Genomic DNA, 15,934 nt, shown 5'->3' on the forward strand with positions numbered 1-15,934 from the left:
GTGTTCCCTGGCGCTGCACCGCGGACTTCAGCTCTGGCCAACGCTCGTCGTGAAGCGCGCGCGGCCGCTTTTGCCGCGCGTCGCTTTCGACCGCGCGGTTAGAGCGCGTTATCACTTCACGTCTCCCAATTTGACGCCTCGGCCGGCGCGCAGGCTTTGGCGTGCTTGCGCGACCCGCTGCAAGAACCGCGGGTCGTTCTCAAGCCGGTAATCAAACCAGTCGTCCTCCGTCGCAAAACCGATGAGCACCCCGGCCGGTTTGCCGTGGCGCGTGATGACGATTTCCTGTGTCTCGGCTTCACGCAGAAAGCGACACAGGTCGTTCTTGACCTCGGACAGAGGGACTTCCTTCACTTGGGACTTCCGAACTGGGCGAGCCATGTGGTTGCCTCCGGCTTGGCACGATCGCCAATACCTCAACGGTCGAGCCTGCAACATCGTAAAACACACGCACCTCCTCGACCATGAGCCGGTACTGCGGTCGGGCGAGCCCGCGCAACCGCTTAACTCGGCTTCGGCTGGTAGGAGCGCTTGTTCTTATTCGGGTTGTGCCACCAGGAATGCCACCCACCTTCACGCAGTAAATCGCAGCCGTAACCCCTTAGGTGACGCAGCAACTCGCCCCGCTTCATAGGGCGATAGATTCTTCATCATAGCCTCCTCCTGCTGCCTCAATCGCCTCACGGCGGTTGAACTCCAGCGCCTCCTTAAGCGTAATGCGCAAGGTCTCGATCAATTCATCGCGCGAGGACTCTTGACAGTTGACTCCAGGAACCTCTTCGATCCAGCCAATCCACCAGTCATCTGATTTCTTGACTACGGCGGTATACGTGTCCTTCATTCGCATCTCCTCACAAATCTGTGATGACCGCTATCGACGGCGCCCGTGTTCAGTGGCTTGTTAGCCCGAGTAGGGCGCATTAGGCGATAGCCGTAATGCGCCGAATGGTGGCCGCACACATCCGGCGGAACCCGCTTCACGGTTCCGCCCTACTCGGGCTGTCCCCTAATAATATGCGCTTGCTGCACAATGCAAGGGTATTCCATCGATGTGAACACGCGGGCGGCGGGGCATGCGTTGGGTATATCGCAGATATATCGATGCTGGCCCCTTTAACCGTTGGCCGTACTTTCATCGCCAGAACGTGCAATCCCGAGACTAATAGCACTAAAGTTTAAAGCGAGCAGTAAAATTATAATTGCCTTCTTAAGCGTATTGCATGATTGACATTCCCTTAATTCAAGTGGAAGGGGAAAAAACAAGGCAGCCACCAGCCACAGAAACAAAATGGTTAATGGAAAAAAGGCTGCTAACCTTGTGACACTAATCCTTCGCCAACGCCATTCAATCGGATTGAATTGCTTATTATTTACTAACAGGATTTCTGTGTTGCCCACAAAATCTCGTTGGGCATCGTAATCCGCTTTGTCGAGGTCCTGAACAACTGCGGCAATTCTCTTCGCTGCATTTTTAACAGCACTTCGGTAAATCTTCACGACTGCCCTATCCTGTGCTCCGAATATCCACCATATCAAAGAAATGAAAATGCCAACAACGACAAAATACAGTGCGTTGTCAGACGAATTAGATGAGTCATTTCTAAGTGGAAGTAACATGAATCCGACAAACCCTGATTCAATTGAAATGAAGAAATTGAATCGATTCCACATTCTATTGAACTGTTTTGTTAAGTATTGAATTTTTAATTTGTAATCTTCTAGAAGGAAGTCTGATGAATTCATGATTAATCCGCCTTTGAAACTATTTGGTGTTTATCGCTCCTAGCGTCCATAGTGAGCGGCCCGCCGAGAACGAAGCCACTGAACGTAATGACACTCCTGACCTCAACGAAGCCACCCTGCTTAAAGGCGCCTCGAACTCGGCGGGTCCGACTCCACTGGCAAGTTAGGCCGGGAATGCAAAAATGCAAGCCCCCAATTGCTTGTACGTAAGCCTGTCCTCTTCCTGCGCGAGTTAGGCTCGCTGGGCATGTGGGCACTAGGGACGCAGAATGCCCTGCGCCGCCGCAAACAGCAGTCGATGAATGGGCCTCGCTACTTCGAGATTATCTCGATTCTTGGAAACGCAGGAATAGAAGTGCTGGAAGACCCCCAGGTAATGATTGATCATACGGTCACCCTCGAACTGCTGCAGGATCTTCTCTTTCCCGTCGCGATCAACCAGCCATACTTTCTGGGCTGAGTGATCAAGGACGACCTCGACATTGGGGTCATTGAAGTACAGGTAGGTGCGTTTCCTGTTCTGACCAAGGCACCAGTTCGTGTCGATGCAGCCCTTGCCTGCCCGAGCACCCTGAATAGTCGGGAAGGTAAAGAACAGAGTGCCCTGTACTTCCCCACGGTAGTCCGGGAGACGCGTGAGAAGCGCCTCTTCTATTCTGATGGAACCTGGGTCAATGAGGTGGGCCACCACGCTGAGTGCGTTAACACCGCTATCAGTCCAGCTGCCCCCCAGGGAGGAGAACCGCGAGATTGCGTTTGGATTCTCAATATACGGATCGGAAAACGAGCAGCGAATGCCCTGTATGTCCCCATGGGCGTCTTTCCAATTGTAGTCCTGGAGGAACCATAACAGGTCCATCGCGAAGGCCGCATGAAAGGCCACCACAAATCGCGCACCTGCGTTGCGAGCAAGGCCCACCAGTTCATCGAACTTCTGCATGTCCTGCGTGGCGGGTTTCTCAAGAAGTACGTGCTTCCCGTGTTTGAGGGCAGCCGCGGCTACCTCATAGTGTGTACGAAGTGGCGTCGATACAAGAACGGCACGGATGCGTGGCGACGCAATGAGTTCATCGTGGTTGGTGGAAAACTCGATATCCGGAGCATCCAGAGGAAGCTTGGCAGAGACGCTTGGATCTCGATCCGCTGCCGCCACGAGCCGGAACAAGTTGCGGAGCTTGGACAGTGCTCCAAGCTGCGCGTCAGCAATGTGACCGAGTCCGATGATACCAAGGTTAACCGTTTCACGAACGTTGTCAGGATTCTGAACCATGGGAACTCCTGTGTTCGGGAGCACTTCGGGTAGGACACCAGCTGGGCCTAGTATGGTACGCGCGCCGACGAGCGGCGCTGGCCGCGAGTGCGGCGCAGCCTAAAGTTAGGTCCATATTGGAAGCAGCTCCTTAAGCTTGGCAATAAATTGGGGATCATTGGAGTCTTGTGTCTCGATTATAAGCTTGAACGTGCTTCGTAAGTGGTCGTCTGCCTCAACCCAAGGGCGCAGAATTGTTCTGGCCCAACTCTCGTAGGCCTCAACCGTGCCCGCATATAGGATGTCACGATGCTGAAAGACCTCGCGGAGCAAGTTAATCTGGTGAAGCAGCATTACAGCCTTTGCGGTATAGCCTTTTACTTGGTCGTTGGGAATCCTAAGGTGGTGTGCAAATGGTCCCCGTACTTCAAATGTGACAAACGCATCATTAATCTTGTTTTCTCGTTCAATTAACCGCTGCTCAATTGTCGCCTTAGTATTTCGGCGATGAATAAACAAGACACCCAGGCTTACAAGGAGCGAAACGAAAGAAATTGTCATCGCCAAGAGATTTGCACAAGTGATCGATCCCATTGAAGCTCTCCTAAAAGGCCTAACTAGAATCCGACACCAATAGGTGTCTAATCCGGTGTCTAACCCAATGAACGGATTGGTGTATAATCACGGCGGTCATCGTATAACCGGCTGATCGGGAACTCCACAATGCCAAGGAATGCACCTGAGGGGGTTTTTAGCAAACCAAATTTTCCCATCAATAAACCGCCCCTGCTCGATCCGCAGAGCACGGCCTCGAGCAAGTGTTCGCGCAACGCGTGCCTAGCGACCCTTCCCGACTCGGTGCTGACTGCGGCCGGCAAGCCGCCACGACCTCGATGCCGTCGGTTTCGCGAAGCACACGCAAAGCATAGGAAACCTCTAATAACTCAAAGTCTCCTTCTCCCTTCGGGAGAAGGTTGGGATGAGGGTATTAAAATCAATTATTTACATCCCTCACCCTAGCCCTCTCCCAGTGGGAGAGGGTATTTTTCGAGGTTCCCCATAGGCGCTGTTCTTGCCACTGCTTCGAGCGACCAGTGCCTCGTGCGCGCCATCACCAGGCTGCCACCTGCCCACCCGCGGCGATGCGTACCACCGCGTCCGGGTATCTGGCGCGCGCCTCGGGAAACTGGGCCGGATGAAGGCAGGCCGCCAGGATTTCTAAGGAGTCGACGATACGCGGGCCGGGTCGGCTGAAATAAGCGGACCCGTCGACAACATAGACCCGGCCGCTTCGAACCGCGGGCAACCCCTCCCACCCGGCTGCGCGTTGCAAGCGAGGCAAATCATCTAAAGTGCGCGCCACCGAGCATCCACAGCACGCGATTACCAGGACTTCGGGCTGCGCCTCGCGCACACTCTCCCAGAGGATGCGTCTTGAGGCTTCCCCCTTTTTACCGAGGATCTCCTCGCCCCCGGCCATCTCCACGAGCTCCGGTCCCCAATGCCCGCTGCAGAATGGCGGGTCGATCCACTCCATCAAAAAGCAGCGGAGCCGATCGCTTGTTTTCGCAGCGCGAGCACGTACCTGCTCTATCCGTGTTTGCAGCGCGCTCACCACGGCCTCACCGCGCTCGGCCACCCCGAGCGCTGCCGCTACCTTTCGGATATCCTCCAAGATATCCGCCAGACCAGCGGGCTCCAAGTTTACCACCTGCGGTGGCTCGGGCAGTGACCGGGCGAACGCTGCGACCGAACCGTATCCAACCGCGCAGACATCACAGAGGCGTTGGGTCACGATGACCTCCGGGCGCAACCCGCGTAGCAGCGCCTCGTTGAGTGTATAGAGGGAACCTGTCGCGGCGAGCGTCTCGCGTACCCAGCGGTCTACCTCAGCGCTCGGCAAGCCCGCCTGGTGGATCGCACAATGCGTCACCCGTGGCTTCTCGTTCGCCGTCGCCGGATAGTCACACTCGTGCGATACCCCGACGAGGGAATCCATCAAGCCCAGGGCGCCCACGATCTCGGTAGCAGCAGGTAAGAGCGACACAATGCGCATCGGACGCATCGGCGAGTCTTTTTCCATTTCAGTTCGATAACGCGATGGGTTGCTCATTCATGACAGCGATTTGTTCGCGCAACTCGAGGATGCGATCCTGCCAGTAACGCTGGGTATTGAACCACGGAAATGCGGCAGGAAAGGCTGGGTCTTGCCAACGCCGGGCGATCCACGCGGAGTAATGGATCAAGCGCAATGTGCGCAATGCCTCTAGGAGATGCAGCTCGCGGCGATCAAATTCGAAGAAATCCTCATAGCCGCTAAGCACCTCGCTCAACTGCCGCGCCATCTCAAGCGGCTCTCCGGAGAGTAACATCCACAGATCCTGCATCGCAGGGCCCATGCGACTATCGTCGAAATCGACGAAATGCGGTCCACCCTCGGTCCAAAGCACGTTACCGGCGTAGCAGTCACCATGTAGCCGCAGTGCTCTGATTTCGCCCGCGCGGTCAAAGCAATGCCGCACACCGTCTAGCGCTTGAGCGACCACGGTCCGATAGGCGCCCACGAGATCCGCCGGGATAAAGTCGTGCGCCAGCAGGAACTCGCTCGGCTCCTCACCAAAGCTGACAATGTTCAATGCGGGTCGTGCGACGAACGGCCGTAACGTGCCGACCGCGTGAATTCGGCCGATGAAGCGCCCCATCCACGCTAGGGTGTTGCAATCATCGAGCTCCGGCGAACGGCCGCCTTGGCGAGGATAAAGCGTAAATCGGAATTCGCCGAAGGTGTGCAATGTCGTTGCGGGATGCGGACCCGCGCCGGAAGGTTTGGTCGCCAACGGCGCCACCACCGGGATCTCGCGCTCGACTAATTCCTGCACGAAGGCGTGTTCTTCAAGGATCGCCGCATCGCTCCAACGCCCAGGACGGTAAAATTTCACCACCACGGGCATTCCCTCTTCCATGCCAACCTGGTAGACGCGGTTTTCGTAGCTGTTGAGCGCCAGCAGGCGTCCGTCACTCCGCAAGCCCACGCTATTCAATGCATCGAGCATGCAATCGGGAGTCAGCCGCTTATAAGGAGTAGCTTTCGTGTCTTGCGTTACCGGGACGCTGGCCAAATTGGTATCCCTAACTAATGTTGGGGAAACGCGGCCCAATATTCTGATAAACAGCGTATGCCGGGATCATGTCCGTTGGTCAAGCAGGGTCCTGATCTCACCGAGCTCTTGCCGCAACGCGGCGATCTGCTGCTCGAGTTCCGACAGACGATCGTGGTCCGAAGGCGTGAGACTGACTTCCATATCCGGGCCGGCAACGCTCTCCGCTGCTTGCACCTCCCCACTCAATAGGTGGGCGTAACGAGATTCTCGTTTCCCGGCTTCGCGCGGAAGCTTCGCAACGAAAGGCCCATCCTCCCGCTCGATCAAACTTCTCAGGGCGGCTTCAACCTCTTGCACATCATTGAACTTGCCAAGCCGCTCCGCACGCGTGCGCAGTTCACCGGGCGTCTGCGGGCCGCGCAACAGCAACTCGGCGATGATGGCAAGCTCCTGTGCTGACAACTTTAAAGCACCGAACGCCGTATTACAGAAGCGATGTTGGTATTTCGTAACCCGGCTCCCGAACCCTGTTTTCTCACTTACCAAGTGCTTCTTGATGAGCCCGTCGAGCGTTTGTTGTACCGTTGCCTCATCGAGGTTAAGCACCGGATCGCGGTTGCTTTTCTGGTTACAGGCGTTGGTAAGTGCATTGAGCGAGAGCGGATATTGCTCGGGGGTGGTGATTTCCTTTTCCAACAAGGCACCAATGACACGGGTTTCGTAAAAAGCGAGGTTGCTATGCATTGTAGACTTAAGATCAGGCCTGTACTTTATAACTATCTAACTCACTTTATCATTCGCTCGTGGACAAGTCCTGACGCGCCGCGACGGGCGGCGACGCTGAAAGCTCGATGGTATGAAACAGCGCCCGCCAACCTCGCGGCCGGGGTTGGATCCCGGAGCGGCCTCGGAGCGCCAACGCGATGACGGGGATGTCAGTGAGTGGACGGACAAGCGCGGAAGCCTGTGGATTGGTGAAAACGCAGAGCAGATCGCCGCCTGCGAGCGCCGCGGCTATCTCCTGCTCGAACCGCGTTTGCGCAGGGTCCGCGGGCAGGGCAATGGCACCGCCGCTGCGCAAAAGAAAGCCTATGAGCGGCGCGCGCAGCCAGCGCTCCGCGACCACAAACCGGATCGGCCGGCGCACGGCGGCGGCAATGATAAGCGCGTCCAAGATCCCGCCGGATTCGCAGCGGAGCAGCGCGGTTCCGGTTTGAGGAATGTGTTCCAATCCTGTTTTCCTGATGGGGAAGACGGAGTGAACCAGCAGCCAGACGATAAAGCGCAGGAGAAATTCCGGGATCTGCGTGTAGATGTAAAGCGCGACGAAGGCGTTTACGATCCCGGTAAGCAGTAGGACTTGCGCGACCGTGAAGCCGGCCTGGCCGAGTCCGATGGCGAATCCGGCCGAGATGACCATGAAGAGCGCGTTGAGGATGTTGTTGCCGGCGATGATGCGGGAACGGTGGGTGGGATCGCTGCGCGCTTGAATAAGCGCATACAAAGGCACGGTGTAAAAGCCCCCGAAGACGCCGATCAGAACCAGGTCAAGCACCACGCGCCAAGCCCCGGGCCGCGCGATAAACGCGGTCCACTCGAGCGTGGATGGCTGCGCGAAACCTCGGGAGGCGAAATAGAGATCGACGGCGAATAGCGTGAGCCCGATGGAGCCGAGCGGTACGAGACCAAGCTCGAGGCCGCGTCCGGACATACGCTCGCAGAGCAAGGAACCGGTCCCGATCCCGATCGAAAAAAGCGCGAGCAGCAAGGTGACGACAGACTCATCCCCTCCCAGGATCTCTTTGGTAAAATTCGGGAACTGCGATAGAAACGTCGCCCCATAAAACCAAAACCACGAGATCCCGAGAATAGCTATAAACACAGTTCGATTGTGGCGCGCGAAGCGCAGAGTATCGCGGGTGGCCGTCACCAGGTTCCAGCGGATGGTGAGCTGCGGATCGGGCGCGGGTGTAACCGGGATGCGGCGGCTGACCGCATAAGCTAGAAGGGCGGTACTCACGGTGGCGATCGATACCAGGGTCTTGCCCCAGTTCGCCACGGCGATGAGTATCCCGCCGAGCACGGTGCCGAGCAGAATCGCGACGAAGGTGCCCATCTCTACTAAGCCGTTACCGCCCACAAGCTCCTCGGATTTCAAGTGCTGAGGCAAATAGGCATACTTGACCGGGCCGAAAAGCGCCGCTTGAACCCCGCCCAGGAACAAGGTGAACAGCAGCAAGCCCAAGCTCCCGAGGTAGAATCCGGCCGAACCCAGGATCATGAGGCCCACCTCGAGCAAGACCGTATAACGAATGAGGCGGGATTTTTCGTATTTGTCCGCGATCTGCCCGCTGGTCGCCGAAAACAAAAAAAAAGGCAGGATGAAAAGAGCGGCGCTGAGATTGATGAGCGTGTTGGCATCTTGAGCGCTGAGCGAAGTCACCTGAAAGGCGAACATGATGACGAGAGCGTTCTTATAGACGTTGTCATTGAAGGCGCCCAGGAACTGGGTCCAGAAGAACGGAACGAAACGCCGCTCGCGCAGGAGCGAAAACTGGTTTTCTTGTTTCATTCATTAATATCCCGCCGCCCGGGCGGCGAGGTAACGGGCTACCTGGGCCGTGTTGACTCGGCGGAACGCCGCGCGGGCCTATTTGGAGGCGACGGTCTTACCGTCAATCACCAGGCTTACGATGCCCCGATCCAGGATATAAGTGCAATCGACGGTACTGAATTCGCCGCCAGCGGGGCCTTTCCATTGCAAGGTCACGCTCGTACTGCCGTCGCTGATCACGTAGTCCGCGGTACCGAGGTTCGATTTGAGAAACTGTCTTATGGCGACGGGGCACTCCGCCGCAGCGTTTTCCTTCAGGTGCTTGGTCGTCAGCATGAAGGCGTCGGTGGCCTGCTGCCGTCCGGTAGTTTGCATCATTATGGCTACCGCCCCGACCCCCACAATTATCAATGTTCCCCAGAAGAGCTTGACAAGGGATATACGCATGGTTGAAGGTGAATTTGATTCCATAACAGATCTCCGCGAGTGAATTAAGCCATGTTTTGCACGGCTCCCGCTTGTTGATTTACCAAAAAAGTTCGGGCCAATCACTGCCAGGATAATGAATCCCTCGTTACGCCTCAAGCCGGTCACGGGAAATCACCTACGGGGCCGCGGGAAGCACCGAGCGCCCCACCTATCTCTATGGGTCCAAGTTTGAGGTAAAATGGCGCTTTCACCCACGTGAGGAGGCGAGGCGATGGTGATATTACAGGTTTTGATCCTCTTGGGCGTGGCCAACGGGGCGCCCATCGTCGCCCGGGAACTGCTCGGCGAACGCTTCAACCGGCCGCTCGATGGCGGCAAAACATTCATCGACGGCGCGCCGATTTTCGGCAGCACGAAAACCGTGCGCGGACTCCTCGCCTCGTTGCTCATGAGCGCTGCGGGGGCTGCGGCTCTGGGCCTCTCGGCCAGCTTCGGCGCCTGCATCGCCGCGGCGGCGATGCTCGGTGATTTATTTTCGAGCTTCATCAAACGGCGCATGGGTGTCGCGTCGAGCAGCCCGGTGACCGGTCTCGACCAGATCCCGGAAGCCTTGTTTCCGGCCTTGGCCGCGCTCCCCTACTTAGACCTCGGCGCCCTCGATGTGGCGATCATCGTCACGCTGTTTTTTCTCCTGGAAGTCGCGGTGTCGCCGGTGTTATACCGGCTCAGGATCCGCAAGTTCCCCGAATCCGACCCGCGCGCATGATCCCGCGCGAGGCACGCCCGGCCATCGTGGGGATCTTGAACCTCACGCCGGATAGCTTCTCCGACGGCGAGGCATACGCCGATGCGGACTCGGCGGTGCGTCATGCTTGCCGCATCGCCGCCGAAGGGGCGGATATTATCGATGTCGGAGGCGAATCGACGCGCCCGGGCGCGGAACGTGTCGCCGCGGCGGAGCAGATCCGGCGCACCCGTGAGGTGATCCGGCGATTGCGCCAAGCCTTACCTGATCGGGTGGCGATCAGCATCGATACGACGCTCGGCGAGGTGGCGGGCGCGGCGCTGGAGGCCGGCGCCACGATCATCAACGATATATCCGCGGGCCGTGACGACCCCGGGATGTTCGCGTTGGCCGCCGAGCGCAGGGTTGCACTGGTGCTGATGCACATGCAGGGCACGCCGCTTACGATGCAGACGGATCCTCACTATCAGGACGTGGTCGGGGAGGTGCGGGCGTTTCTCATCGTGCGCGCTCGGCTGGCGGAAACGGCCGGGGTCGAGCGCGAGCGCATCATCATCGATCCGGGGATCGGATTCGGTAAGACCAAAGTCCACAACCTCGCCCTGCTCGCCGATCTGGGCGCGTTCGCCGCTACCGGTTACGCCGTGTTGCTCGGCACCAGCCGCAAGCGATTCATGGGCGCGGTGTGTTCGGAACAAACCCCGCGCGAGCTGGCCGGTGCCACCTGCGCGACGACCGCCTTAGGCGTCGCTGCCGGCGTGCGTTACTTTCGTGTCCACGATGTCAAGGCCAATCGTCAAGCCGCCGACGTAGCTTGGGCGATAATGCTCGGGCAATCCTAGCGAGCACGCGGCGCAGGAGGTGTTTTTTCCGCTCGGTGAATCCCCCGATGAGGACGATCGCCGCGAACGTCGAGGAGAGGATCAAGATCTGCGTCAGCGGTTCGGAACGCTCCCCGCCGTAGAGGGCGGCGAAAAAATGCAGCGCGGGATAGTGCAATAGATAGATCGAAAAGGTGAGGCCCGCCCAATAGCGGATCGCTTGTTCGATCCAGGGGGGGATTCGATCCAGGGAATGGGAAATCGCGCGCATCCCGATGAAGTTGAGCGCCACCAGGAGCGCATATAAATGGTTCAGCAGAAACTCGTCCGAGTGCTTAAGCTTTGACATCACGAACTCCGGGCCTATGACGGCCATGGTTGCCATGCGGGCCGCGATATCAATCCCGGATGCCTTGATAAAACTGTATATAAGTATAGGTGAGAGAAACAATACCCAACCGATGGGGACGGAGACCTGTTGACTTCGATTGAAGCGGTAAGTCCATACGCCGATGAGCCAGGCGGGCAGAAGCATCAGGATCTTCGGGCCGGCGATGAGCGCGATGAGAACCGCAAGCACGGCCCGGATGCGTCCGCCGCAATAAAAGCACGCCCCGTAGAGCGCGTAGTACCAAAACTCATAGCCCAGCGACCAGTACGGGCCGTTGCTGAACGGGCGGATCGATGTAAACCACAACTCGTTGACGAACAGCAGGTTCGCGAAGAAACGCCAAAGCGCTTCACTGTCCTTATACCACCAACCAGCGTAAAGGGCAGGATCGAGGACGCGCCCCATCTGGTCGAAAATCACGGTGGCGATCAAGGCCGGGAACGCCACCGAGTAGAGCCGGGCGCAGCGGTTGATCGCATACTCGCCGAGCGTGCGTTCCCGTTCCGCGGAAACGTAGGCGATGACATAGCCCGAGAGGACGAAGAACACGATGACGGCATCGGCGCCGAAGCGCCGCAAGATCAAATACTCGCCGCCCGAGATCCGCGTGTAGGCGAAATGGGAAAGCAGCACCACGATCGCGGCGACAAACCGGACCAGGTCCAGATAGAGCGATAGCGCGGCGGTCACGGCGCCCTATTCAGACGACTCGTCACGCGCAAATCACGCCTTCAAACCCTCCTGGGAACGCGGCCAGGACCGCGAGGACCTCGTCAATGTCGGCCTTGGTGTGATCGGCCGAGATCTGGAACCGGATCTCCTCCTCGCCCCGCGGCACCACGGGATAGGACAGGCCGGTAGCCAAGATGCCATGGGTCTTGAGATACTGAACCATCATCCGGGTGCGCGCGGTGTCGCGCAAGAGCAGCGGCACGACCGGGTGCTCCCCCGCGAGGGTCTCGTAGCCTAGGTTTATCAGCGCTTGCCGGAAGCGCAGCGTCGATTGCCGCAGCCCTGCCAGCAGGCTCCGGCCTGCCGGGCTATCCACGATGTCCAAGGCCTTCACGGCCGCGGCCGCCTCGCCCGGTGTAATCGGGTTCGAATAGATATACAAAGGCGCCTTCTCGCGCAGGTAATCAATGAGCACACGCTCACCGGCCACGTAACCGCCGTTCACGCCAAACGCCTTGCCGAGGGTCGCGATCAGGAGATCTACCGGACCCGAGCCGGTGTGCTCCTCGGTACCGCGACCCGTAGCCCCGATTGCGCCCATGCCGTGCGAGTCATCGACAATCATGAGCACGCCCTCCTTGAACCGGCCATCGAAGCGCGCGGCAATCTTCTTGATTTCCGCGAGAGGCGCGTGATCGCCGCGCATGCTGAAGATCCCATCGGTTACCACAAGGACTCTCTCGCAACCCGCCGCCCGCGTAAGACAGGCTTCGAGCGCCGCCATATCGAGATGCGCAAAGACGTGTTTCTCCTTGGGCTGCGCGAGGCGCGCGGCGTTGATGATGCAATTGTGGTTGAGCGTATCGCTGATGATCGCGGTGTCCTGCGTGACCAAGACCGGCAGGACGCCCATGACCGTAGCATAGGCTGAGCTGCACACGAGCGCGGCCTCGCGCCCGTGAAAGGCTGCGAGCCGCCGCTCAAGCTCCACATGCGGCGCGTAGGTACCGCTGATAAACCGTACAGCCCCAGGCCCGGCGCCGAATGCGCGCACGGCGTGCTCCTCGGCCGCGATCACCTCCTCGCGCAAAGCCATGCCGAGGTAGCTATTCGAATTCATGCGGATAAACGGCCGCTCGCCCTCATCCTCGATTAGGACGCGCGGGCCACGGGCGCCATGCGCGCGGAGAACCTTGGTAATGACCGGCTCGCGCCGTTTGGCGGCGCCGCTCGCGTCGATCTGGGCGATCTCTTGGGCGAGCCGGTGTTTAATGCGGTCAAGCGGCATGCCCATAGTCTCAGGGTGGGTTCCGCAACCGCTCACTTAGGCGCTCGAGCATGTCGGCCGTCATCGCCTCGAGGTCATAGGCGGGCGCCCACCCCCATTGCGCCCGTGCGGCGCTGTCGTCGAGCGATCGCGGCCAGGAATCGGCGATCGCCTGGCGCACGGGATCGATCCTATAGTCGATCACGAACTCCGGAACATGGCGGCGAATGGCCTGCGCCAGCTCCGCGGGCGTGATGCTCATGGCGGTGATGTTGAAGGCATTCCGGTGTAGCAAACGCGCCGGATCGGCCTCCATCAGCGCGATGATCGCCCGCAGCGTATCGGGCATGTACATCATGTCGAGACGCGTATCGGCGCGCAGAAAACACGTATAGCGGCGGTAACGGATGGCGTCATGGAAGATCTCCACCGCATAGTCGGTGGTGCCCCCGCCCGGCGGGGCGACGTAGGAAATAATGCCGGGAAGCCGCAGGCCGCGCGTGTCGACGCCGAAGCGCCGGGCGTAGTAATCACACAAAAGCTCCCCAGTGACTTTGGTGATCCCATAGATCGTCTGCGGCCGCTGGAGCGTATCCTGCGGGGTGCGCTCGCGCGGCGTCGTCGGGCCGAAAACCCCGATGGAGCTCGGGAAGAAAAGCACACAGCGGTTCTGCCGCGCGACCTCCAGGATGCGATAGAGACCGCCCATGTTGACATCCCACGCCACGTGCGGCCAGTCCTCCCCCACGGCCGAAAGGACCCCGGCCAGATGATAGATCGTCCCGATATCGTGACGGCGCACGAGGTCCTGGATCTGGCGAAGCTCGGTGCAGTCGACATGCTCGAAAAGGCCTTGGCCGACGGGCGAGTCCGGGCGCGGCATGCGGATATCCGAGGCCACCACCCGGGCGGGACCCGCGCGCGCTCTCAACGCGGGAACGAGTTCCGAACCGATCTGCCCGAGCGCGCCGGTGACCAGGATCCGCCGGTCATTTAAATCCATGGTAGCCCTCTCATCGACCCCAACGCCAGCCAGCGCCTAAAGTCCCGGCGGCATGAGCGCGAGGCATAAATTATTTCTGGAAGCTCTGCAAAAGTGTCGCGAGCAAGCCCAGATGCGCGAAGCCGCGGAGCGAGTCGCGAGACATATCAGGTAGATAGGCGAGCGACGAGCGAGCACGCGACAAAGCAGACGGGCTGCGCAGTAACTCTTGCAGAGCTTCCTCAAGTTGCACTCTCCTAAATACTAACAGAGAATCGCCTAATGGCCCGCGAGGGGCTCATTCACGATCGGTAACGGCTTGATGCCGGCGCTCGATATGTTTGGGAGGTTTTTATGTCCATGACGTTTTATTGCGGTTCCGGCTCGCCTCCCGCTTGGCGGGTTTGGCTTGGCCTCGAACACAAACAACTCCCCTATGATTTGAAGATGCTCTCGTTTTCGGCCGGGGATCTCAAGGCCGAGGAATTTACCCGACTCAATCCCAGGCAAAAGGTGCCGGTCCTGGTCGAGAACGGGTTCGTCCTTTATGAGTCCGTGGCCATTCTCGAATACCTCGACGAACGCCATCCCGTTGCCGGCCTGGGGCGGTTATTCCCGGACGACGCGCGCGAACGGGCCCTCGTCCGCCGGTTCATCCAAGAGACCGATTGGTATCTCGGCATGGCCATGGGGCGGATGCTGCGGGAGATTTTTCACAAAGCCGAGGAGGAGCGCGATCGCTCCGTGATCGCGGACGGCCGCGGCAAGCTCGCGGCCGAGCTGGCGCATTTCGAGCGCGAGATCCGCGGCGATTATCTTACCGGGGTGCTGAGTGCGGCCGATCTCACGCTTTATCCCATGATAGCTCTGGCGCTGCGGGCCGATCTCAAGGATCCAGCCCTCGCGATCCGTACCCTCGTCGGGCCCAAGCTCACGGCCTGGATGGGGCGCATCGAAGCCCTCCCTTATTTCGCCCGGACCCTACCGCCGCACTGGCAAAACAACTAATCCGGCCCGGGCTGAAAGTCTGGAAGTCGTCGGGTAGACCCTTCCTGGTAGGGTGGGGTAGGGTATGGGAAGAACAAACGCGCTTTTTCGTCGAAAGGAAGAGTACTCGAGAGCGACCGTTCCGATACTAGCGGTGGGTCAAGCACCTATCTGAATGATGCGGAGCTGTCAGAGGTCAAGCCGGCGGCACTCCCACAATCGGCAGGCCATGGGCCTGCGCACCGAGGGCGAGTGCGCCATCATGCGTCGCCATGACGAGAGCCACCCCGGTCGTCTCCTTCCACAGGAGAGCTGTCGCGAGATGGATCGCATCGAGGGTGCCGAGCTCCGTGGGCATGGGTTGTGCCGCACGATCGAGGACGACCCCATCGATTTCGACGACTTCGAGCGAGGCGATGAGAGCTAGGATCGTCGCGCGCCGGCTTGCGACCTCCGCATCTCCGAGCTTGGCGCGCAACCGGAGGCGATCCAAGGTACGCAGACTCTCGGTTTGGACCAAAGCGCTTGAAACACCCTGGTCAATGTGGCGCCACTCGGACAAGGCGTCCGGCTGCCGGAGGGCGACGCGGAGCAGCACGGACGCGTCCACGTAGGCAATCACCGATGGCCCTGGCGTTCTTCGAGAAGGAGCTGCACAACATCCACCGGCAGCTTCGCGGGTTTGGGCAGCGGGACCCGATTGGGCGCCGGCGTGCCTGGGGCCGGTTTCCGGACCCGTAGCGCCGATCGGTCACGGACAGGCACAATTTGGGCGACCGGCGTCTCACGGTCGAGGATCGCGATCGTCTCACCGCGTCGAACAACGCGAAGATATTCGCTCAGTCGTGCCTTCAGCTCGGCGATGCGGACTTGCTTCATAGTCATAGTATGACTAGAATTGGTCACTTTGGCAACGACGCGCGGGTGCATGCTCCGCGTTGGCTGCCGCTCGAATGGTGCGGTTGCGACCGCCCAAGGGAGAAAGGGCCAGTA

General features: G+C 59.3%; 18 protein-coding genes. 3 read left to right on the plus strand and 15 right to left on the minus strand.

What is annotated here, in order from left to right; translation table 11 throughout:
- Nucleotides 1-111: 111 nt before the first annotated feature.
- From M3436_13440 to M3436_13485, 10 genes are all read right to left on the minus strand, one after another.
- Nucleotides 112-381 carry a type II toxin-antitoxin system Phd/YefM family antitoxin gene (locus M3436_13440; GenBank protein MDQ3565091.1) on the minus strand — a complete coding sequence of 90 codons (270 nt, stop codon included), beginning with the start codon at nucleotides 379-381 and terminating at the stop codon, nucleotides 112-114.
- 247 nt (nucleotides 382-628) lie between these two features.
- Nucleotides 629-841 (minus strand): type II toxin-antitoxin system HicB family antitoxin, encoded by a 213-nt coding sequence (locus M3436_13445; protein ID MDQ3565092.1) that lies wholly within the window; start codon nucleotides 839-841, stop codon nucleotides 629-631.
- A 272-nt stretch (nucleotides 842-1,113) separates the two neighbouring features.
- The gene (locus tag M3436_13450) at nucleotides 1,114-1,743 is read right to left on the minus strand and encodes a hypothetical protein (protein ID MDQ3565093.1); all 630 of its coding nucleotides are present in this window, start codon (nucleotides 1,741-1,743) and stop codon (nucleotides 1,114-1,116) included.
- Between the two features lie 256 nt (nucleotides 1,744-1,999).
- The gene (locus tag M3436_13455; GenBank protein ID MDQ3565094.1) at nucleotides 2,000-3,013 is read right to left on the minus strand and encodes a Gfo/Idh/MocA family oxidoreductase; all 1,014 of its coding nucleotides are present in this window, start codon (nucleotides 3,011-3,013) and stop codon (nucleotides 2,000-2,002) included.
- 105 nt (nucleotides 3,014-3,118) lie between these two features.
- Entirely contained in the window at nucleotides 3,119-3,586 is a 468-nt protein-coding gene (locus M3436_13460) for a hypothetical protein (protein ID MDQ3565095.1), read from the minus strand.
- A 517-nt stretch (nucleotides 3,587-4,103) separates the two neighbouring features.
- Nucleotides 4,104-5,105: a cobalamin-binding protein gene (locus tag M3436_13465; protein ID MDQ3565096.1), complete on the minus strand. Its 1,002-nt coding sequence runs from the start codon at nucleotides 5,103-5,105 to the stop codon at nucleotides 4,104-4,106.
- Nucleotides 5,077-6,045: a serine/threonine protein kinase gene (locus tag M3436_13470; protein ID MDQ3565097.1), complete on the minus strand. Its 969-nt coding sequence runs from the start codon at nucleotides 6,043-6,045 to the stop codon at nucleotides 5,077-5,079. The genes M3436_13465 and M3436_13470 overlap by 29 nt, the downstream gene beginning before the upstream one ends.
- Nucleotides 6,046-6,177: 132 nt before the next feature.
- Entirely contained in the window at nucleotides 6,178-6,837 is a 660-nt protein-coding gene (locus tag M3436_13475; protein MDQ3565098.1) for a DUF480 domain-containing protein, read from the minus strand.
- Between the two features lie 49 nt (nucleotides 6,838-6,886).
- Nucleotides 6,887-8,665: an MFS transporter gene (locus tag M3436_13480; protein MDQ3565099.1), complete on the minus strand. Its 1,779-nt coding sequence runs from the start codon at nucleotides 8,663-8,665 to the stop codon at nucleotides 6,887-6,889.
- A gap of 78 nt (nucleotides 8,666-8,743) precedes the next feature.
- Nucleotides 8,744-9,025, minus strand: coding sequence for a hypothetical protein (locus M3436_13485; protein ID MDQ3565100.1), 282 nt, complete (start codon nucleotides 9,023-9,025; stop codon nucleotides 8,744-8,746).
- 322 nt (nucleotides 9,026-9,347) lie between these two features.
- Here M3436_13485 and M3436_13490 point away from each other — a divergent pair, with 322 nt between their 5' ends.
- Both M3436_13490 and folP read left to right on the plus strand, forming a co-directional pair.
- Nucleotides 9,348-9,842: a CDP-archaeol synthase gene (locus M3436_13490; GenBank protein MDQ3565101.1), complete on the plus strand. Its 495-nt coding sequence runs from the start codon at nucleotides 9,348-9,350 to the stop codon at nucleotides 9,840-9,842.
- Complete coding sequence (folP, locus tag M3436_13495) at nucleotides 9,839-10,663, plus strand: dihydropteroate synthase (protein ID MDQ3565102.1); 825 nt, start codon at nucleotides 9,839-9,841, stop codon at nucleotides 10,661-10,663. Before M3436_13490 ends, folP begins: the two co-directional genes overlap by 4 nt.
- Here the strand turns inward: folP and M3436_13500 are convergent.
- From M3436_13500 to M3436_13510, 3 genes are read right to left on the minus strand one after another with little or no spacing between them, the layout of a single operon-like run.
- Entirely contained in the window at nucleotides 10,605-11,723 is a 1,119-nt protein-coding gene (locus M3436_13500; GenBank protein MDQ3565103.1) for an acyltransferase, read from the minus strand. The genes folP and M3436_13500 overlap by 59 nt on opposite strands.
- A 22-nt stretch (nucleotides 11,724-11,745) precedes the next feature.
- Nucleotides 11,746-12,993, minus strand: a complete 1,248-nt coding sequence (locus M3436_13505; GenBank protein ID MDQ3565104.1) for an aminotransferase class I/II-fold pyridoxal phosphate-dependent enzyme — start codon at nucleotides 12,991-12,993, stop codon at nucleotides 11,746-11,748.
- Nucleotides 12,994-13,003: 10 nt separating this feature from the next.
- Nucleotides 13,004-13,975 carry an L-threonine 3-dehydrogenase gene (locus M3436_13510; GenBank protein MDQ3565105.1) on the minus strand — a complete coding sequence of 324 codons (972 nt, stop codon included), beginning with the start codon at nucleotides 13,973-13,975 and terminating at the stop codon, nucleotides 13,004-13,006.
- A 333-nt stretch (nucleotides 13,976-14,308) separates the two neighbouring features.
- Between M3436_13510 and M3436_13515 the strand changes: the two genes are divergently transcribed.
- Nucleotides 14,309-14,962 (plus strand): glutathione S-transferase family protein, encoded by a 654-nt coding sequence (locus M3436_13515; protein MDQ3565106.1) that lies wholly within the window; start codon nucleotides 14,309-14,311, stop codon nucleotides 14,960-14,962.
- A 175-nt stretch (nucleotides 14,963-15,137) separates the two neighbouring features.
- On the opposite strand, the gene M3436_13520 is transcribed toward M3436_13515, so the two are convergent.
- Together M3436_13520 and M3436_13525 are read right to left on the minus strand one after the other, a co-directional pair.
- Entirely contained in the window at nucleotides 15,138-15,563 is a 426-nt protein-coding gene (locus tag M3436_13520; protein ID MDQ3565107.1) for a PIN domain-containing protein, read from the minus strand.
- The gene (locus M3436_13525; GenBank protein MDQ3565108.1) at nucleotides 15,560-15,826 is read right to left on the minus strand and encodes a type II toxin-antitoxin system prevent-host-death family antitoxin; all 267 of its coding nucleotides are present in this window, start codon (nucleotides 15,824-15,826) and stop codon (nucleotides 15,560-15,562) included. The genes M3436_13520 and M3436_13525 overlap by 4 nt, the downstream gene beginning before the upstream one ends.
- Nucleotides 15,827-15,934: the final 108 nt, after the last annotated feature.

The organism is Pseudomonadota bacterium (genome assembly GCA_030859565.1).
Taxonomy (GTDB): domain Bacteria; phylum Pseudomonadota; class Gammaproteobacteria; order JACCXJ01; family JACCXJ01; genus USCg-Taylor.